Origin of the sequence: Paenibacillus pinisoli, from assembly GCF_003605435.1 — a bacterium.
Lineage (GTDB): Bacteria > Bacillota > Bacilli > Paenibacillales > Paenibacillaceae > Pristimantibacillus > Pristimantibacillus pinisoli.
In genome coordinates, this window is the sequence record NZ_QXQB01000008.1 from 22,534 (window position 1) to 42,217 (window position 19,684).

Sequence of the window (19,684 nt, forward strand, 5' to 3'; positions counted from 1 at the left end):
GAACACCTTCAAGAGATTGCCGCCATGTCGCAAGATATGGAGGACCGCTTGGAGGTGTTTTTGCATTCAAGGGTGAGTTGTCCGCTTCCACTGCGCTGCGAGAATACCGGCAATAATCAATCCCACTCCGAGCCATTGCAGCCCTGATACGTTCTCGTCCAGCACCGTCCATGCCATAAAGACCGAAACCGGCAGCTGGGATGATCCGAGCACGGTCGTCAATCCTGTGCTGAGCGGCGGCGTGCCGAACATAAGGCAGAGCGTCGGCACGAGCATGCCCAGAATGCCAAGCAAAGCGGCCAGCGGCCAGAACCCGTTCCAATCGGCCCCTTGGAGAAGATCCACAGGCGGATAGAGGAGCACAATCACGGCCAGTCCGCCTGTCGCCATAATGGGCCCGCGCAGCCAGGGGCTAACTTCGGTTGCAGCTCTACCGCTTGTATATAACGTGCCTGCGTAGGAGAATGCCGCACCGAGGCCTAGCAATATTCCCATAGGCGGAAGCTGAAGCAGCTGCCCGTGGAAGACATCGGCGGCGAACAAGGCCCCAATAATCGAGATCATAATGGCAACAAGCATCTTGCCGTCAGGCGCGACGCGGCGGAAGATCCACTCGTACAATACGCCTATCCATACAAATTGAAACAGCAGAACGACAGCGATGGAAGCCGGCACAAGCCCAATGGCCGCATTGAAAAAGGCGCTGGTCATCCCCATGAACGTACCGACCGCCAGCAGCTTCAATATCGCCTGAGACGACGGCTTATGCCACTGCCTGCATTTCCATATAGCCGTTCCCCAGAGCAGCATGGTCCCGACGATGAATTGCACGCCATTGATCTGGCCCACATTCATGCCGCCCGCTAATCCTGTCTTCGTCAAGGTTGCCAGCAGTCCGTAACAGACGGACGCAATGACGACCAGCGCTACCGCGTAATTCGGAGCCACCGATTTCCCTCCTATCTAACGCAAAAGGCAGGGCTTCCGCTGCAAACGAACGAGGCCCTGCCTTCCAGTTCAAAGCTATGTTTAACCGTCCAGCCCGTTCCTCGGCAAGTCGGCCGACAGCGCGGCAGGCTGCTTGCAGCTGCTTGCGACGGCATAATGAACGCCTTGCTCCGAGGACAGATGGAAGCCGTGCATCAGTTCAAGCACATGGTAGGCCATCTCGCCGCTTGCGCGATGCTCTCTCCCGTTTCTGATCGCGTAGGCCATATCCATGAGGCCGAGTCCGCGGCTGTTCTGCGTGAAGCCGTGCGTTAGAGGCATTGCCATAAACTCGGATTGGTTGTGGCGTTTCACATATACCGGTCCGTCAAACGTGTTCGGATCGGGAACGACCAAGGTGCCTTTCGATCCGTAGATTTCCAAATGCGGCAGCTTGGACCCCCACACATCAACGCTCGTAATAATTGTGCCTACCGCACCGTTCTCGAAGTCGAGCGTGCCTGCGATATGAGTCGGCACCTCGACCGGGATTTTTTTGCCGTAATCGATATCGTTCGTAATCGTCCGTTCCGGATACGTCATCTGTGCCGATCCCGATACGCGGCGAACCGGTCCGATCAAGTTGATCAGCGCTGTCAAATAATAAGGTCCCATGTCGAACATCGGTCCTGCGCCGACTTCATACAGAAATCCCGGATTCGGATGCCAGCTCTCCGGCCCCGAACCCATCATGAACGCGGTTGCGGCGATCGGCTTGCCGATCCAGCCGTCATCGATCAGCTTGCGGCACGTCTGGATGCCGCCGCCAAGAAAGGTGTCCGGCGCGGAGCCGACAAGCAGGTTCTTCTCCTTGGCAAGCGCCAGAATGCGCTCTCCGTCTTCCATCGTGACCGCAAGCGGCTTCTCTCCGTACGTATGCTTGCCCGCTTGGAGCGCCCGCATATGAATCTCCGCATGAGCATGGGGAATCGTCAGGTTCACAACGATCTCGATATCGGGGTCGGCCAGCAGCTCGTCGACCGTACACGCCTTTGGCACGCCGAATTGCTCTGCCTGCTCTTTCGCTTTCGCCAGATCAAGATCCGCACAAGCCGCAATCTCGATAATGTCGAACTTGCTCCCTGCTTCAAAATAAATCGAGCTGATGTTGCCGCAGCCAATGATGCCAACCTTCACCTTTTTCATGTTTCTCTCCTCCTGGCCGATTAAACTTCAAACAGCTTCGAAATGTTACGGTAACTGATTTCTACGCTCTCCAGCTGGTTGCGGGAAGTAAGGTCCTGCTCGACAAATATATATTTCGCCGCTCCGATCTCGCGCAGGGTGCTGATGATTCCCGCGATATCAAGCGATCCTTCGCCCACTTCCGAGAAGTGATCGACCGACTTCAGCTCCAGGAACCGCTCGAACGTAATGTCGGCGTCATCGCCCGTCACTTCCAGCAGATTTTTCGGAGCTACCGCCGCCGGCAAGTCCTTCTGATGAACGAGATCGCAGCGGTCGCCCAGCTTCTTCAGATAAGCGATCGGATCGACGCCGCCCCTTACAGCCCAATACGTGTCCAGCTCAACTTTGACCAGATCCTTGTCCGTATTGTTCAGAATGATGTCCATGACATATTCGCCGTCGAACTTCTGGAACTCTTGGAAGTGGTTATGATAGTAGAAGTCCAACCCGCCTTTTTTATAAGCCTCGCCGTGACGGTTCAGCAGCTCGCAGCATTCGAGCACTTCTTGTTTATTCTTGAAGAAAGCAATGCCGAGCGCGATAGACGTGCTGCCAAGCTCTTTATTGTACGCAATGATTTCCTCATACCGGTCAAGGGGCTGAATATGGCTCGATACAACTCTCATGCCCAGCGCATCCAACCGTTTGCGAAGCTCTGTCGCATTCGGCTCCAGGCCGGCATCCGCATTATGAATGGCAATCTCCAAATTGCGATAGCCGATAGCGGCCAGCTTCTCCAGCGTTCCCCAGTAATCCTTCTTCAGCTCGTCCCTTACCGAATATAATTGCAGTCCAAATTGCAGGCTCATGACAATTCCTCCTAATAAAATGGTATAAGTTTCGATTTACTTTCTGGATTTCATCTTGTCCCAAGCGGATTGGAATTCACTTAGCATCGCCGCAGCGTCTATTTTGCCGGAAACGTACTTTTGCATCGACGCGCCGAATTCAGGAGCCGCCCCGTTCGGGTATTTGGACCAGTGCCAGCCCAGAACTTTGCCTTGCTCGATATATTCCAGCACTCCCGCACCGATATCGCCGAGATCCGCCGGTTCCGCCTTAATATTCGTGAAGGCAGGAATAAACTTAAATTCCTTGGTCAAATATGTTTGTCCCGTTTCTGAGGAGACCAGCCAGTTCAGGAATTCCTTCGCTTCCTCTTTGACCGGTGAATCCTTGTAGATCACCCAGTTGTTGGCCGGGCCCACGAACAGCCTGTCGTTCAAGTCGCCGTCCTCGTTGATCGGCATCGGCAGGATGCCGACATTCATCTCTGGGTTCAGCTTATCGATAACGGGCTGAAGCCAGTTGCCGCCTTGATTCATCGCTGCTTTGCCGGTGGCGAACAAGGTGGATTGCGTGTTGTAATCCGTCGTCAGGGCGTTTTTGTTGCCGTATTTGATGACGACATCGAACATCTTCGTCCAATCCTGGAAGATGGCGTTGCCAGCGATCGACGCTGTACCGTCATTCAGCCCTTGGATGAAAGCATTCGGATCCGGCTGCTTCGCAAACGCGTTGTTCAAATTGTGAAAGCCAAGGCCGAACCATGTATCGAAATGGTTGACGAACGGCTCTATGCCTGCCGCCTGAAGCTTCTGTGCAGCCGCTTCAAGCTCTGACAGCGTCTTGGGCAGCTCGGTAATGCCCGCTTGGGCGAACAAATCTTTGTTGTACAGGAAGCCTAGTCCCTCAAGACCGACCGGCATGCCGTACACCTTGCCATCCCGCAGCGTCGGTTCTTTGGCAATATCGACTTCGTGCTCGATCCAAGGCTGATCCGACAGATCCTCCAGATATTCAAGCCATGCGTCCATCTGATTGTAGCCCTCGTTCGCGAATATATCCGGCATTTCGCCCGAAGCGAAGCGGGCTTTCAATTGCGTGTTGTAATCGTCTCCGCCTAAGAGGGTATCGATTTGAAGCTTGACGCCGGGATGCTCCTTCTCATACTCTTCCTTCAGCTTGTTGAACTGCTCGGCGATCTCGACCTTGAAGTTCATGATCTTGATCGTCACTTCTTTGCCTGCCGGCTGCTTGTTGCTGCTTGTGCCCGTTCCGGGCTCTTTGCCGCCGCAGCCGGCCAGCAAGGAGCCTGTCAGCATGATCGCGCTTATAACCGTTAACCATTTTCTCATCCTGTCTGCCTCCCCTTTATCGTTGATTTGGTTACAAGCCCATTGTAGTTCAGCGGTCCATGGCTTCAACACTCATCGCATTGACTGTTTAGGTGGACAAATTTGCTCTGCCTGGCTTAGTTCCTGTTATCCCTTCACGGCTCCGGCGGTAATGCCTTGAATGACATGCTTCTGCAATACAAGGAAAAAAGTCAAAATCGGTACGATTCCCATAACCAGCGCCGCAAGCGCCAAGTCCCACTGCTTCAGGTATTGTCCGAATAACGTATTGGTCGCGAGCTGAATCGTTTGCAGCTCCGGCTTTTGCAGAACAAGCAGCGGGAGCAGGAAGTCGTTCCACATCCATAAGCTTTGCAGCACAATCACGGTAATCGTCATCGGCTTCAGCAGCGGGAACACAATACGCCAGAAGATGCCATACGGGTTGCATCCGTCCATGACGGCCGCTTCTTCCACCTCAAGCGGAATCGACTTCATGAAGCCGTGATACAGGAAGATCGAGAACGAAACGCCCAGTCCGGTATAACAAAAAATAATGCCTGGAATGCTGTTTAAGAATTGAAGCCAGTTGCCGACTTGTACAAGCGGAATCATGATGGCCTGGAACGGAACGACCATCGCCGCTACAAACAAGGAGAACAATACCCGGTTTATTCGGGACGGATGCCTCAGCAAGCGGTATGCGGCCATCGACGCTGCGACGACCATGCACAGAGCGCTGAACAGTGTGATGAGCAGCGAGTTGAGAAAGGCGCGCGGGAAGTTAAGCACTTCCCATGCTCTTGCGTAGTTGTCCCAGCTCAGGCTCTTCGGCAAGCCGGATGTATCCACTAGCAGCTCGGCGAAGCCTTTGAACGAATTCGTCAGCACGAAGTAAAAGGGAGCAAGGAACAGCAGTCCCACCAGAATGACGACGACTTCGACCGATAGCCATTTCATGCCGTATGATTGTTTTTTCATTACATCTCCACCTCCTTCTTCTTCGTAATCGAGACTTGGATCATCGTAATAATGGTGACGATAACGAAGAAGATCACCGCTTTTGCCGTGCCGAGGCCATATCGGTTGCTCTTAAACGCCTCGAAGTAAATATTCATGGCCACCGATTCGGTCGACTTATACGGTCCGCCCTGAGTAAGCGAGAAATTCAGATCGAATGATTTGAACGCCCAGGAAATGCTCAGGAACAAACAGATCGTCACCGCCGGCATGATGAGAGGAAGCACAATATGACGCAGAACTTGCAGTCCCGACGCGCCGTCAATTGCGGCTGCCTCCATCAGATCGCTCGGCACGTTCGTGAGTCCGGCGATATAGATGACCATCAGATAACCGGCGCCTTGCCATACGCTGACAATAACGAGTCCCCAGAAGGCTGTATTCTCCGTTCCGAGCCAGAACAAATTGAAAAATCCGATGTCGGTTGCTTGTCCGATCGCAGAGAAGCTTCGGGTGAAAATAAACTGCCAGATGAAACCTAACAGCAAGCCGCCAAGCACGTTCGGCATAAAAAAGATCGTGCGCAGCACATTACGCGATTTCAGCGGCTTCGACAATACATATGCAATAAGAAATCCGATAACATTGCTAAGAAGCACGACGGTTACGGTAAAGCGGGCTGTGAACCAGAGAGAACGGCCAAAGTCGGGGTCGTCCGTCAATATCGTCTTATAATTTTGCAGGCCGACCCCATTAATTTGGCTGGATACGCCGTTCCAATCGGAGAACGAATAATAGATTCCGAGCAGAAACGGAAGCATCATGATGATGGCGTATACCAACAGGGCAGGACCTAAGAACACCGATTGCTGCATCGGCTGAGAGGTCAACCATCTTTTCATAACTAGTTCCTCCTATCTAGGATGTGTGAAGTACCTTCATTGTATAGAGGGCATGAAGCGATTCCCACTGCCTAATTTGAGAACATAGGTGGACGATTTTGACCCTGCGGTGTTAGAATATGAAAACGCTAACATTGAAGCATTCACAACAGCCTAGAGTGGGAGGGCAGACTTATCCATGCGATTGCTGACTACAAGCGTGCGTTACAAGCTCATCGCTCTTATGCTCATTTCCATCGTAGTTCCCATTGTCTCGTCCATCATCGTCACTCATGTCTATACCAAGGAATCGGTGAAAAAACGGTCCATTGTGGAGAACAGCCGACTGCTTTCCGAAGGCACAACGAATATCTCCAATAGCCTTGACGTCGTGAACAACGCTTCGCTTATTCTGTATTCCAATACGACGATGGAAAACATTCTGGTGAAAGGCGTGACCGACAATAAGGATCAATCTTATGTCTATACGGCGCTCCAACTCGTATCGAATGCGGCGAGCAATATCTATCAAATCTATTTGTATCTCGATAAAGGACAAACCGGCTTTCTGATGAACGCCAACAATTTTGCCTACGGACAGGCAGAAGCACCGTCGATTGCAGCGGATATTCCCCCCTACGCTTCCGTCACCATGCCAACTCATCTAAGCAGCGATTATGGAGTGGGCGCGATTCGGGCGAATAAACCGGAGCTTGTATTTTCCATTTATCGCCCGTTGTATAGAGTTCCGACTTCGGAGCGGGTCGGGCTGCTCGCCATTGACGTGCAAGTAGAGGCTCTTCGCGAGATGTCGGCGCAGCTCTACGATCCGGAGCAGGAAGACATCTACATCATCGATGGCAGCGGCACCATCATCTTCACCTCTGATGAGCAAGATACCGGCGGCGATCGGCCGGAGCATGCGTGGATCGACAGTATACTGAAAGAGACATCGTCTTCCGGCAGCATGGAAAAAAACAAATCGGGATACGACGGCATTATACTGTATGACCGGATCCAGACGCCTTATTTGAACTGGACGATCGTTAAGCGCATTCCCGACCAGCACCTCTATATCGAGGCGCATAAGCTGACGATGATCAACACGGCCATTGCTGTGCTGTTCCTGTCCGTGGCGACCGTTGCCGTACTCCTTGTTTCGATTCGGTTCACGAATCCGATCAAGCAATTGATCCGAAGCATTAACAAGATCCAGTCCGGCCAGCTGGAAGAGCCGATCGACATTGTCCGGAACGATGAATTCGGCATCTTGGCTACGCGGTTCCGTACGATGATGCATACGATCAATGAACTGATCTTCCGGGAGTACAAGCTGAATCTCGCCAATAAGACGACGCAGCTCAAGATGCTGCAAGCGCAGATCAATCCGCATTTCATTAACAATGCGCTGCAATCCATTGGCGCCTCCGCCTTGGACAACGACGCTCCGGAAGTGTACGGGCTGGTGTCTTCACTGGGGCAGATGATGCATTACAGCATGAATACGAAGGAAATGATCGTTTCCTTATCGCAGGAGCTCGACTACGTCCATCATTATTTGCTGCTGCAGCGGCAGCGGTTCGACGAGAAATTAAAAATCGAATATGATCTGGATGAAGGCGCGGGTGGGATTCCTATTCCCAAAATGATTATTCAGCCGCTCGTCGAGAATTACTTTAAGCACGGATTTCATATTTCGCAAAATACCGGCATAGTCAACATCGCCACAGCCGTTGCGGGCGGCATGCTGCATATCACGGTTGCAGATAACGGCATCGGCATCACCGACGACCGGCTTGCTGCGATCCAGACTGATCTGTCGGGCATTCGGCACGAGGCTGCCGCCGACAGCGGCGACCGGATCGGCTTAATGAACGTCATGTACCGTCTTCACTTGTACTATGGCGAACAAGCTGCTTTGCAGCTTTCGCAAAACGAACCTCGCGGACTCAAAATTACGATGACATTGCCTATTCCTAAGCAGGAGGATATGACACCATGAAAGCATTGATCGTTGACGATGAAAAGCATGTTCGCAGTACGGTCTTGAAATTGGTCGATTGGGAAGGATTCGGTTTTCAGACGGTCCTGGAAGCCGAAGACGGCGCCGAGGCTGCCGCGTTAATCGAGGAGCATCGCCCTCAGCTTGTCATTACGGATATGATGATGCCCATTAAATCGGGGATCGAGCTTATGGAATGGATGGAAAAAAACGCATTCGATTGCAAAAAAATCGTCATCAGCGGCTTCAACGACTTCGAGTTCGTGCGCCATACCGTCAAATTCGGAGGCATCGACTATTTGCTGAAGCCGATTGACCGCAAGCAGCTGCAAGATGCCGTAAGCAAAGCGGTCGCCAGCTGGAATGAAACAAAACGGGAGAGGCTTCAGTATCACGAAAAAAACAAGGAGGTTAACGAGCTGAAGCCCCTTTATCGGGACAAGCTGTTGTCGGGGCTGCTTACGGAGGCGGCTTCGGGGAACGCCCCGGCTGCCGGAGAGTCCTGTTTGCGCGAATTTCCGTATCTGTCTGGAGTCGATTCGTGCCGGGTTGCCGTGTTCGATCTTCAATCGCTGCAACAGCCAATCCGCGACAAATACTCGACCAGCCTGGATTTGCTATTCTTTACTTTGCTTAATATCTGCAACGAGTTTCTTCAGCCTGCCGAGAGGGGCCTCGCTTTCCGCAATTGGAATCGGCCTTATGAAATCGTCGTGCTTCTCTGCAACGAATTGGGTGCAGCGCCTGATTGGCTGCGGAAGATCGCAGCGGGCATTAACCGGACGCTGAGAGGCTCTGTGGAATTCGGCTTAAGCACGTCCGGCGGATTCCCGGACGGGCTTCACAAGGCGTATATGGAAGCGGCCGATGCGCTGTACAAACGCAATTTGCTTGAACCGAGCAGGCTCATTCACGAGTATAGCCAGGTGTCCGGACGACTCAGCACCATTCGCTTCGGCAAATATGAAGAGAAGGTCCGTCTGGCCGTCCGCAGCGGCAATCCGGACCCCCTTCGGCATGTTGTGAGCGAATGGTTCCAAGTCATCGGCGAGATGGATTATATCTCCTTGGAGCAATTAAAGATGTGGTGGGACGAATACAATGCGGCGCGGGCAGGCTGGGTGGAGGAGTTCTTCCGCGAGAACGACGGGTCGCAGCAGCAGCCAATAGAGAATCGCCCGTTTATCGTTCCCTTGGATGAGTCCGGACGATTGTCTCTGACAGAGATGCAGCGCCTGCTTACGGAGAGCCTGATCGAGCTGTCCAAAACATTCATCTCCATGCAGTCCTTGAGCAGCAGCCCGATGCGTGAAATTGCCCGTTATATCGAGGCCCACTATACGCAGGACATCAGGCTGCAGGATATTTCGGCGAGCTTCCATCTGAATCGGGAGTACATCTCCCGCAAGTTCAAAATGGAATTCGGGGAGACCTTGATCGATTACGTTAATCGCATCCGGGTTGAGAAAGCGATGATCCTGCTCTTGAATCCGCATCTTCGCATGGCGCAAATCGCCCAGATGATCGGTTACCACGACGAGAAGTATTTTAGCCGCGTATTCAAGAAGCTTACGCATACAACGCCGAATGACTACCGAAAGGAAAAGATGGGCAAAGAGGGGGAATAGCCGGGGCTCTGGTGTAACCCGCTCTGGTTGTCCATGCAAAAACACCTCCAAGATTTATCCTCATATCCGACGATATGGTTCTATTATCTTGAAGGTGTTTTTAATTTGTCCATGCTATGGGTCAGTCACGAATTAATTCGCAGATTTCGGAGTACGGCCGGACAATACAATGGAGCGCTCGACAAGCACTTGCATCGCATCGACGACTCCCTCGGCATAGTCTGGGCCCAGCTCGATGCAAGAGAGCTCCGTGCAGGCCAGAATCACGCAAGCGCAGCCATGCTCCGTCCGCAGCTCGTCTATCTGCGACTGAAGCTCCTCCGGAGAGAAGTCCAAGTCGCGTTTGACGTTGGAATAGATAATCTTCATCGTCTGGGCTTGCATTGCTTCATCAGGAATATGCAGGTCCATGCCGTATTTCTGGCAGGCCTTGGCGTAGACTCCGGTCTTCATTGTGCCAGATGTGGCCAGAACGCCGATCTTTATGCCGGAGCCATACCGGTCATGAATAAGATGAAGCGTCTCTTCCACCATATTGATGATGGGTATGGACGTCATCGCCTGCATCGCGTCATAGAAGTAATGAGATGTATTGCAAGGGATCGCGATATGCGCCACGCCTGCATGCTCCATCAGCTTCAAATCCCGGGCGACTTCAGTGAGGAAGCGTTGCTCCGTGCCCTCCATAATGACTGTGGTGCGGTCTGGAATGGTCGCGTGATTCAATATCAACATATCGACATGTTCTTGGTCGCGCTGCGCGACGGTATTCTCGATCACTTTATCGAAGAACACCGCCGTTGCTTTCGGTCCCATGCCGCCGATGACGCCTAAGCTTTTTTGATCCATGCTCAAACCTTCTTTGGAGTTGAATTAGTATGTTCAGCCATGATCTCGTTCACGATCTCGGCCTCATTGAACGGGATTTCCGTCTTGCCGATAATTTGGGTCGTCTCGTGGCCTTTGCCCGCAATCAGAATAACGTCACCCTTCCCGCTATTCTCGATGGCATAGCGAATCGCTTCCTTGCGGTCAACGATGCCGGCATAGTGTCCTCCTGCGGCGCTCACCGCGGCAGATACCTCCGCAATAATCGCATCAGGGTCCTGGTCCTTCGGATTATCGGTTGTTACGACGCAGAAGTCGGCATGCTGTGCCGCAATCTTGCCCATCGACTCGCGCTTGCCGCTGCCAAGATGGCCCGGGGCGGCGTAAACGCCGAATACGAGGATCAGCCTTCCTTTGGTGAACGGGCGGAGCGTAGACAACGCCTTCTCCAGACTGTCCTCCGTATGGGCGAAGTCTACGATAATCTTCCGCTCTTCGTCTTGATAGACGACCTCCAGCCGGCCTTTGATGCTCTCTACGGCGCGGATGCCTGCTGCAGCCAGCTCCAGGCTGATGCCGCTGCAGAAGGCGCAGGCGACCGCAGCCAAGCTGTTATACACGTAGATAAGGCCCGGCAGATTGACGCGGATGTCGACGCGTCCAGCAGGCGTATGGGCGACATAGGTTGTCGAGTCGGGACTGTACTGAATATTGGTCGCATAGATCGTCGCTTCATCCGTGATGCCGTAAGTCACGAGCTTGGCATCATATCTTGCTACCTTGTTCGCAAGCTTGCGCCCGAATTCATCATCCAGATTAATAATGTTATAGTCAGTCGTCAGATCGAAGAGCATCGATTTGGCTTCGAAATATTCGTCCATCGTCCGATGCAGCTCCAGGTGATCAGGCGTCAGATTCGTGAAAACGCCGATCTTGAACCTTGTGGCTGCGGCACGGTACAGGCTTAGCGCATGGGAGGATACCTCCATGACGCAATCCTGTACGCCGAGCTCCGCCATGTCTGCGAACATTTGCTGGAGATGCAGTGATTCCGGCGTTGTCGGCGTCGTGGATTTGGTCTTCAGCGGCTGATTGCCCGCCATCGCGCCAATCGTGCCGATGACCCCTGTCATATGCCCGGTTTGCTCCAGGATCGACTTAATGAAATAAGTAGTGGACGTCTTGCCATTGGTCCCGGTAATGCCGATCAGGTTCAGCTTCTCCGAGGGATGGCCGTAGAAGCGGGCGGCGACCAGCGCCAGCGCTTGGCGGGTGTCCGCTGTCTTCACTACGGCAATCGGGCCTTCAAGGGCGGTATCCTTCTCTACGAGCACGGCGGCCGCGCCAAGCTCAATGGCTTTTTGAATATAGTGATGCCCGTCATGCGTGAACCCTGTTACGGCCACGAACAGGCTGCCCTGCGTCACTTCTCGGGAGTCAAACGCAATGCCGGTAATATCGATATGCAAGTCGCCTTGCAGGATGGTATGATCCAGTTCTTCTACTAAGGAAGCCAGCAGCATGCTATCCGCCCCATTCTTATAAACTATCTTCTTCGTAATTTGCCCCACATCTTGCTGAGAGTCATCGACGCGAAGGCCAGACCCGGCTTTGGATCGCGCCAGGACCAGATCGCATAAGCTTTCGGCCTTAGCAACGACCGAAGCACTTGCAGGATGGTCAGTTGTTTGGTTCGTATATAATCGCGAATAGCGAGCATATCCTCGTAGCCATACCAGAACACCCGGTTCATATCCTTCGTAACCGCATACGGTTCTACGGGGGTGCCGGTCAGTTCCTGGTACGTAACATATGGGAAGTTGATGCCGACTTGCCGCAGCAGCTCGTTCAGATTGGTCATTCGCACATTCACTTCGATTAAATAGAAGGCGCCCGTGCGAGCATCCTTCTTGAATTCGATTTCCGCAAAGCCCTTCCAGCCGATTCTCTCCAGGAAATCCCCGCCGATCCGGCGAAGCTCAGGCACATATTTTTGACCGGTATAGACCGATGCGCCGAAGTTAATAGGAAACTGCCGGTACTTCTGGCAAGTGACCCAGTGAGTTACTTTGGAATCCTGATTCAGATAAGCGTCGAACGTATACATATGGTCATCGAATCCGGGAATAATCCGCTGCACAATGACCTCAAGCCCGGCCTCCTGCACCTTGGACAGCGCTTCTTGCAGCTCCATCCGATTATTGACCTTGAAGATCTTGCGGCGGAATAAGGCGACGAATGAAGGCGAGTCCGTCGGCTTGACGATGCAGGGATAGCCCAGCTCGGATTCGACTCGCTCCAGGAAGTCGTCTTCCAGCGGACTTAACGTCTCAGGGACATTCACCCCGTGCTGCTGCGCCATGCGATGCAGCGTCTCCTTGTTCATCGCTTTCGTGTACAGCCCTGGCTCGGTCTGGGGAATGAGATAGAGCTCCCTCAGCTCCTCCAGATGCTCATCTATCACTTCCACATAGGAGTCGTGGCAAGGAATGAGAACAGGGGGCTGTTGCTGCATACGGCCGTAATCTTTCAAAAAGGCAATGAAGGCGTCTTTGTCCTGCTTATAATGCGGTGCGATCAGTCGTTCCGACGTATATTTGGACAGCGCGCCGTACGCGCGTTCCTCTGAATAATCCACAGCTACGGTATGTATACCGAATTGCCCTAAACAGCGGAGGGCACTTAAGCCGATATAATAGTTGCACCCAAGAATAACCGCTTTTGCGCGCATAATCATCATCCCGCTATTCTGTAGTGGTATGAAGTCATTTTACTGTATCGCTTTCTAGATTACAATTGGAAGCCGGCTGGCGGAGGAGGGGTTGCAACCTTGCTGGGACTACAGTACTATAATATGGAACCAATAGCCTTAATTTGTCGAATAATGCCTAAAAATTGTAGTCATCCGTCGACATGTTTTTACAAACACTTCGTTTTTCACGGAGTATAATGGAACTATTGCCACATGATTACTAGATAAGGAGTGTGCCTCGAAGCGACCATGGATAAAAATCACTTGCTTAGACAGTTGCAATCGCTTCGGCAAAAGCTTCATGAGATCGCCGAAGTGCGAGGCAGTTTGACCGATCCGGCCGTCCTGGCGATCAGCGAGGAAGCCGATCAGCTAATTGTTGCGCTCCAACATATCCAGCGGACAGAGTTCGAATTAACTGCCGCACATCGAGACAAACATAGATAAGCATTATCGGCCGCGGAGTCGGCGGAAGAACTGGGTCAGCAGCCCAGCGCATTCCGATTGAAGGACGCCGCTTGTGAGCTCCGTTTCGTGATTGAAACGGGGCTCTTGTAGTAGGTTCATGAGCGTGCCGGCGCAGCCCGCCTTCGGGTCTGTCGTGCCGTATACGACCCGTTTCACCCGAGACTGCACAATTGCTCCCGCGCACATGGGACAGGGCTCCAGCGTGACATAGAGCGTGCAGTCCAGCAGACGCCATGCCTGAGTCCGGTCACAGGCGTCTCTAATCGCTACCAGCTCGGCATGTGCGGTAGGATCGAGGCGGGTTTCGCGCAGGTTATGGCCGCGGCCTATAATTTCACCGTCGCGTACAATGACGGCTCCAATGGGCACTTCGCCTATCTGCTCGGCTTTCTCGGCTTCGGCGATCGCTTCAAGCATCCAACGACGATCTTCTTCTTCTCTCTTCATGATGAACCAGACTCCTTGTACGAATAGAATAGATTTATTCAACGAACAAATATTCCGTTGTTAACATACTGTTGATATAATTGTGGATAACTTATTTATTATTCACATAGTTACTCACAACTCATCCACTGCTGTGCATAACTTCTGTTGACTGTGTGTATGAAATGTGAATAGTCATTTGGATCTATGTCCAATCGATCATCTCGCCAAAAGGGTGTGTCGTTCATTGTCGATTAAGACGAAGCTGTCCCTTGTGATTTCCCTCATGCTGTTCGCTGTAGTCATTCTATACCATCTATTAAGCGAATATTCGATGGTCAATGGAATAAAAGGCTTGATGGTCGATTCTATGGAGAACACCTCCGCCCAAGCCGCGCAATACATTTTGAACTACGAGCAATCAGAAGGCGGCAGTGAAAGCGACGACTCGTCGCATAGGCCGGACTTCCTGTTCCAAATGCTCCATACCATCAACCCTTACATAAAAGAGACTACGATATTCGACAAGGAAACCGGTCGTGTCGTCTATGGTTCTTATACGTATATTGATGCTATCAACGATCCGCATTATGTGCAAGCCTCGAAGCCGGGCAGTTATGCCCTGCGTGATCTGACGTTCGAAGGGAACGAATATTTAAGAAGCTATTATATGAGCGACAAGCTGAGCAATTATGTGATCAGCATCATCTATGACCGCGCCAGCATTACGACATTGGTGGAGATGAAGCGGGACTATACGCTTATGTATACCGGCCTCTTCCTGCTGCTGATGATTGTTGTCATATATTGGCTGGTGGGCATCATGATTCGTCCGCTCAAAGACATCCTGTGGAAGGTGAACGAGGTATCCTCTGTCCGCTTCCATAAGCCGATACAGATTAAGCGCAAGGACGAGTTCGGCTTGCTGGCGCTCAAGATCAACGCCATGTCGCAGAACCTGAGCATTTATATGAACAAGCTGCGCAAAGCCTTTGAGGAAAACCGCCGAATGAAGGAGCACCTGGAGTCCTTCATTAATCATTCGAACGATGCGATTCATCTGATGGACCTGGAAGGCAAGGTCATTCAGGTCAATCGCGCGTTCGAGCAGCTATTCGGCTATGAGGAGGCCGAGGTGCTGGGCAAGAGGTACCCGACGATCCCCGAGACGCATCGCATGGAGAAGCGCCAGATGATCGGCTTGCTTCTAGCGGGCAAGAAGCTGCCGGCTCAAGAGACGGTACGTGTCACCCGAACAGGAGAGATCATTCCCGTCAGCGTTACGGTGTCGCCGATTCGCGACTCGGACGGCACCATTCGCGCCTTTGCCAGCACATGCAGGGATATGCGCAGCCGCAACCGGATGGAGGAGCTGCTCAGGCGCTCTGAGAAGCTGACAACAGTCGGACAGCTGGCAGCCGGCGTCGCCCATGAGATTCGCAACCCGCTCACAACGCTTAGAGGCTTCCTGCAGCTTCAGCTCCAGAGCAAGTCCCTGAACTTATCCCATGTTACCTTAATGCTGTCGGAGCTGGACCGAATTAATTTGATTGTAGGGGAATTTCTGATCCTGGCTAAGCCGCAGGCCACCAAATTCGTAACGAAGGACGTCAGAGACGTGCTTCAGGACGTACTGCGTTTCCTGGATAGCGAAGCACATCTGCATAATATCGTATTCCGCACGGTGATAACCGAGGATGCTTGTCTGATCTCCTGTGAAGAGAATCAGTTAAAGCAGGTATTCATTAACTTATTGAAAAATGCGATTGAAGCGATGCCTAATGGCGGCCCTATTCATATCTCGATTCAGAAGAAAAGCGGAAGCATCGCCATCTCCATAACAGATGAAGGCGTCGGCATTCCGGAGGAGATGATCTCGAAGATCGGCGACCCCTTCTTTACAGGCAAAGAGACAGGGACAGGCCTTGGCATTATGGTAAGCCAGCGGATTATTAATAGTCATCAAGGCACGCTGGACATCCAGAGCCAAGTGAATGTAGGCACATCGGTGAAAGTGACGCTGCCGGCTTTGAAAGGGGAAGGGAAGGAAGATATACTGGGGGGAGACAGTAATCGCCAGGGGAGCTGAGGGAGCGAATGGAACGAAGAGCGGTCATTGCAGGCGCAACAGGGCTGGTTGGGGGAGAATTGGTGAAGCTGCTGCTTAGCCGGGGTGATTATAGCCGGATTATCGTGCTGGTTCGCCGTAAGCTGGAGACGGTGCACGAGCGCCTGGAGCAGCTAGTCGTCGATTATGACGCTCTGGAGGAGCTGCCGGGCCAGCTGTTCGAGAACAGCGATGTGTATTGCACGCTGGGCACGACGAGGAAGAAAGCGGGCTCCAAGGAGCAGTTCGAGCGTGTGGACTACAGCTATCCGATGGCGCTTGGGCGATTGGCGAAGCGGCACGAAGCGGCGCGGCTGCTGATCGTAACGGCTATGGGATCGGATGAATCGTCCCTATTCTTCTATAGCCAGGTGAAAGGAAGAGTGGAGAAGGAGCTGCAGCAGCTGCAATTGCGCAGACTTCATATTTTTAGGCCCTCTCTGATCCTTGGAGACAGACAAGAGCATCGGTGGGGAGAGTCGGCTGCAGCGAAGCTGTATGCCCGGATTCCTTTTGTATTCGGAGGGCCGAAGAGCAAATATAGACCGATCACGGCAAAGGAGATTGCAGAGGGAATGCTGAGCACGGCTATGTACGGAAGCAAGGATGACATTATTATTCCTTCTCATGTCATTGCTGAGAAGGCAGAACAGTTGCGCGAACAATCGTGATCGTGTAGGATACGCTACAGCGGGGTGATTCACAGTTGAGGATCAACAAATTTATAAGCGAGACCGGATATTGCTCGCGGCGAGAGGCCGATAAGCTTGTCGAGAGCGGGAAAGTAACCATTAACGGCGTCAAAGCGGAGCTTGGCAGCCAGGCTGAGCAGGGCGATGATGTACGGGTGAACGGCAAGCGCATTGGCGCGCATAAGCGGCATGTGTACATTGCTCTTCACAAGCCGGTTGGCATCACAAGTACAACTGAGCGGCATATTAAAGGCAACATCGTGGATTTCGTAGGGCATGCGGAGCGGATCTTCCCCATTGGCCGACTGGACAAGGATTCGGAAGGGTTGATTCTTCTGACGAATGACGGCGATGTCGTTAACCCTATTTTGCGTTCTGAAGGGAAGCATGAGAAGGAATATATCGTAACGGTAGACAAGCCGATTACGGATGCCTTTGTGAAGGGGATGTCCCAAGGGGTAAAAATATTGGGAAGCATGACGCTTCCGTGCAAAATAACGCGAGTAGCGGAGCGGACGTTCCGTATTATTCTGACGGAAGGCCGCAATCGCCAAATTCGCCGAATGTGCGAAGCGTTCGGCTTCCATGTCCGCCGCCTGAAGCGGATTCGCGTCATGAACATTCGATTGGACGAGCTGCCCGTCGGCAAGTGGCGGGATTTGACGGAGGGAGAGCGCAGAGAGCTGTTCGATACGCTCCAATACAAGCCGCAATAACATAGGGCTGAATAAGAAAAGCCGCGGGGCTAAGGCCCTGCGGCTTTTTCTATGGATGCGGAACGCTAGAGCCCGCGCTACTTGGCTTTCAACTGCTGCGTATTGGAAGCATTCACGTAAGTGTGGATAATGGATACTTCTACGCGGCGGTTTTTGGCTTTGTTATCAGGCGTTGTATTCTCCGCTACCGGATGATACTCGCCGAAGCCAACCGCGCTGAATCGTTTCGGATCCAGGTCCTTATTCTCCAGCATAATGTCCATGAAGCGAACGGCGCGCATGGAGCTCAAATCCCAGTTGGAGCGGAACTCCGCGCGATTGACCGGCGTGTCGTCCGTATGGCCGGCCACTACGATATCATACTGCGGATATTGCTGAAGCATCGTGGCGATTGCGGTTGCCAGCTCCTTCGCTTCCGGCTTGACTGTCGTTTTCCCAGGCGCGAACAACGCATTGTCGCTAATCGTAATGAGCAGCTGGGACATATTGAGCTGAGTCTCCAGATCGCTGGTCAGACCTTTTTTATCAATATAATCATCGATTTTCTTTTTCAAATCTTCAAGCTCCGCTTCCTCGCGCTTGATCAGTTCCTGAAGCTCGGATTCGGAGAGCTTGCCGACATCCTCATTATTGCTTTCATTTTCCTTATTGTCTGCATCCAGGTCCTTCTTATCCGGATCGGTGCCCTTCTCTACAACAGAAGGCATGTCCAGCACGCCGCTTCCCGTACTCAGCGCAACGCTGAAGGCCCGGGACATTTCCTCGAACTTCTTTACGTCCACAGAGTTCATGGAGTATAGAACGATGAACAAAGCGAGCAGAAGGGTCAGAAGGTCGGCGTAAGGAATAAGCCAGGATTCGTCTACGTGCTCTTCATGTTCCTCATGCTTGCGCTTTTTGCTCAACGTCCCCTTCCTCCTTCTCTCTCAGCTTCTTGCGCTCTGTCGGCGTCAGGAAGACAGACAGCTTCTGATTAATAGCGATAGTGGATACGCCCGACTGGATGGACAGCAAACCTTCCAGCATCATGAGACGAATTTGAATCTCCTGCTTGGAAATCCGTTTTAGCTTATTGGCAATCGGATGCCATAATACATAACCTGTAAAGATACCGAGCAGCGTCGCGATGAATGCGCCGGCAATGGCATGTGCCAGCTTCTCCATCTCGCTCATGTCGGACAATGCGGCTACCAGACCAACGACGGCCCCTAGTACACCGAGTGTAGGAGCATATGTGCCGGCCTGGGTGAAGATCAAGGCGCCGGCTTTATGGCGTTCTTCGGTTGCAGCGATATCTTCCAACAGCACGTCGCGGACAAGGTCCTGGTCGTTGCCGTCAATGATCATGCGCATGCCGTTACGAAGGAAGGAATCCTCGATCTCTTCGACACGGGCTTCAAGTGCCAGCAAGCCCTCGCGGCGTGTAATGGATGCCCACTCCATGAATTTGCTGATGAGCTCCTCGCGCGATGTCAGCTTTTGCTCAGAGAATACAATTTTGAACAATGCGCCGATCTTCTTCAGCTCTGCCATCGGGAATGCAATCAATACCGAGGCGCACGTACCGAGAATGATGATCATAAAGGCTGCGGGATTAGCTAATGATGTCAGACTTGCGCCTTTCAGCACCATCCCGCCAAGTACAGCGATTAGACCTACCACGATACCAATAATAGTTGAGTTCTTCATCATACACCCCGTCCATGTTATCAATAGTTTATGGTATAAGAAGACATAAGCGCGCAGCGTATGCCCGTCTCATATTCAACAATTGTAGGAAAGCTGCTTGAATTTCTATGCGAAACGAGCTCTCGCCAATAGAAATGGCTCAGCCGTTTACGCTTTAAATTCAAGCTAATGAGATAGGTTCTTCTCATAAAGCTGCTTGAATTTCTACACGAAACGAGCTTTCGCCAATAGAAATGGCTCAGC

Annotated in this window: 18 protein-coding genes; 6 read left to right on the forward strand and 12 right to left on the reverse strand. The window is 52.3% G+C overall.

The window, feature by feature from the left end; genetic code table 11:
* Positions 1 to 66: 66 nt before the first annotated feature.
* The 6 genes from D3P09_RS25275 to D3P09_RS25300 all read right to left on the reverse strand — a co-directional run bounded on the left by D3P09_RS25275 (position 67) and on the right by D3P09_RS25300 (position 6,154).
* Complete coding sequence (locus D3P09_RS25275) at positions 67 to 948, reverse strand: EamA family transporter (protein ID WP_120114221.1); 882 nt, start codon at positions 946 to 948, stop codon at positions 67 to 69.
* An 81-nt stretch (positions 949 to 1,029) separates the two neighbouring features.
* A complete protein-coding gene (locus tag D3P09_RS25280) occupies positions 1,030 to 2,133 on the reverse strand; it encodes a Gfo/Idh/MocA family protein (protein WP_120114222.1) in 1,104 nt (367 codons plus the stop codon).
* Between the two features lie 20 nt (positions 2,134 to 2,153).
* Positions 2,154 to 2,984 carry a sugar phosphate isomerase/epimerase family protein gene (locus D3P09_RS25285; protein WP_120114223.1) on the reverse strand — a complete coding sequence of 277 codons (831 nt, stop codon included), beginning with the start codon at positions 2,982 to 2,984 and terminating at the stop codon, positions 2,154 to 2,156.
* 36 nt (positions 2,985 to 3,020) lie between these two features.
* A complete protein-coding gene (locus D3P09_RS25290; RefSeq protein WP_120114224.1) occupies positions 3,021 to 4,313 on the reverse strand; it encodes an ABC transporter substrate-binding protein in 1,293 nt (430 codons plus the stop codon).
* A 126-nt stretch (positions 4,314 to 4,439) separates the two neighbouring features.
* Positions 4,440 to 5,273 carry a carbohydrate ABC transporter permease gene (locus tag D3P09_RS25295; RefSeq protein WP_120114225.1) on the reverse strand — a complete coding sequence of 278 codons (834 nt, stop codon included), beginning with the start codon at positions 5,271 to 5,273 and terminating at the stop codon, positions 4,440 to 4,442.
* Positions 5,273 to 6,154: a carbohydrate ABC transporter permease gene (locus D3P09_RS25300; RefSeq protein ID WP_120114226.1), complete on the reverse strand. Its 882-nt coding sequence runs from the start codon at positions 6,152 to 6,154 to the stop codon at positions 5,273 to 5,275. Before D3P09_RS25300 ends, D3P09_RS25295 begins: the two co-directional genes overlap by 1 nt.
* Positions 6,155 to 6,332: 178 nt before the next feature.
* Here D3P09_RS25300 and D3P09_RS25305 point away from each other — a divergent pair, with 178 nt between their 5' ends.
* Together D3P09_RS25305 and D3P09_RS25310 are read left to right on the forward strand one after the other, a co-directional pair.
* Positions 6,333 to 8,135, forward strand: a complete 1,803-nt coding sequence (locus tag D3P09_RS25305) for a cache domain-containing sensor histidine kinase (protein WP_120114227.1) — start codon at positions 6,333 to 6,335, stop codon at positions 8,133 to 8,135.
* Positions 8,132 to 9,763: a response regulator gene (locus tag D3P09_RS25310; RefSeq protein ID WP_120114228.1), complete on the forward strand. Its 1,632-nt coding sequence runs from the start codon at positions 8,132 to 8,134 to the stop codon at positions 9,761 to 9,763. Before D3P09_RS25305 ends, D3P09_RS25310 begins: the two co-directional genes overlap by 4 nt.
* A 132-nt stretch (positions 9,764 to 9,895) precedes the next feature.
* Here D3P09_RS25310 and cuyB read toward each other — a convergent pair whose 3' ends face one another.
* Genes cuyB through D3P09_RS25325 form a run of 3 tightly spaced genes read right to left on the reverse strand, consistent with a single transcriptional unit; the run spans position 9,896 to position 13,322 of the window.
* Complete coding sequence (gene cuyB, locus D3P09_RS25315) at positions 9,896 to 10,612, reverse strand: cysteate racemase (protein WP_120114229.1); 717 nt, start codon at positions 10,610 to 10,612, stop codon at positions 9,896 to 9,898.
* Between the two features lie 2 nt (positions 10,613 to 10,614).
* Complete coding sequence (locus D3P09_RS25320; RefSeq protein WP_120114230.1) at positions 10,615 to 12,114, reverse strand: UDP-N-acetylmuramoyl-L-alanyl-D-glutamate--2,6-diaminopimelate ligase; 1,500 nt, start codon at positions 12,112 to 12,114, stop codon at positions 10,615 to 10,617.
* A 23-nt stretch (positions 12,115 to 12,137) separates the two neighbouring features.
* Positions 12,138 to 13,322 (reverse strand): carboxylate--amine ligase, encoded by a 1,185-nt coding sequence (locus tag D3P09_RS25325; protein ID WP_120114231.1) that lies wholly within the window; start codon positions 13,320 to 13,322, stop codon positions 12,138 to 12,140.
* Between the two features lie 285 nt (positions 13,323 to 13,607).
* Between D3P09_RS25325 and D3P09_RS25330 the strand changes: the two genes are divergently transcribed.
* Positions 13,608 to 13,790 (forward strand): aspartyl-phosphate phosphatase Spo0E family protein, encoded by a 183-nt coding sequence (locus tag D3P09_RS25330; RefSeq protein ID WP_243644492.1) that lies wholly within the window; start codon positions 13,608 to 13,610, stop codon positions 13,788 to 13,790.
* Between the two features lie 3 nt (positions 13,791 to 13,793).
* Here D3P09_RS25330 and tadA read toward each other — a convergent pair whose 3' ends face one another.
* The gene (gene tadA / locus D3P09_RS25335; RefSeq protein ID WP_120114233.1) at positions 13,794 to 14,258 is read right to left on the reverse strand and encodes a tRNA adenosine(34) deaminase TadA; all 465 of its coding nucleotides are present in this window, start codon (positions 14,256 to 14,258) and stop codon (positions 13,794 to 13,796) included.
* Positions 14,259 to 14,484: 226 nt separating this feature from the next.
* Here tadA and D3P09_RS25340 point away from each other — a divergent pair, with 226 nt between their 5' ends.
* Genes D3P09_RS25340 through rluF form a run of 3 tightly spaced genes read left to right on the forward strand, consistent with a single transcriptional unit; the run spans position 14,485 to position 17,752 of the window.
* The gene (locus D3P09_RS25340; RefSeq protein ID WP_120114234.1) at positions 14,485 to 16,326 is read left to right on the forward strand and encodes a PAS domain S-box protein; all 1,842 of its coding nucleotides are present in this window, start codon (positions 14,485 to 14,487) and stop codon (positions 16,324 to 16,326) included.
* 8 nt (positions 16,327 to 16,334) lie between these two features.
* Positions 16,335 to 17,015 (forward strand): SDR family oxidoreductase, encoded by a 681-nt coding sequence (locus D3P09_RS25345; RefSeq protein ID WP_120114235.1) that lies wholly within the window; start codon positions 16,335 to 16,337, stop codon positions 17,013 to 17,015.
* 35 nt (positions 17,016 to 17,050) lie between these two features.
* Complete coding sequence (gene rluF, locus D3P09_RS25350) at positions 17,051 to 17,752, forward strand: 23S rRNA pseudouridine(2604) synthase RluF (protein ID WP_120114236.1); 702 nt, start codon at positions 17,051 to 17,053, stop codon at positions 17,750 to 17,752.
* 77 nt (positions 17,753 to 17,829) lie between these two features.
* Here rluF and D3P09_RS25355 read toward each other — a convergent pair whose 3' ends face one another.
* Together D3P09_RS25355 and motA are read right to left on the reverse strand one after the other, a co-directional pair.
* Positions 17,830 to 18,657 (reverse strand): flagellar motor protein MotB, encoded by an 828-nt coding sequence (locus tag D3P09_RS25355; RefSeq protein ID WP_120114237.1) that lies wholly within the window; start codon positions 18,655 to 18,657, stop codon positions 17,830 to 17,832.
* Positions 18,635 to 19,441 (reverse strand): flagellar motor stator protein MotA, encoded by an 807-nt coding sequence (motA, locus tag D3P09_RS25360; RefSeq protein ID WP_120114238.1) that lies wholly within the window; start codon positions 19,439 to 19,441, stop codon positions 18,635 to 18,637. Before motA ends, D3P09_RS25355 begins: the two co-directional genes overlap by 23 nt.
* Positions 19,442 to 19,684 lie beyond the last annotated feature (243 nt).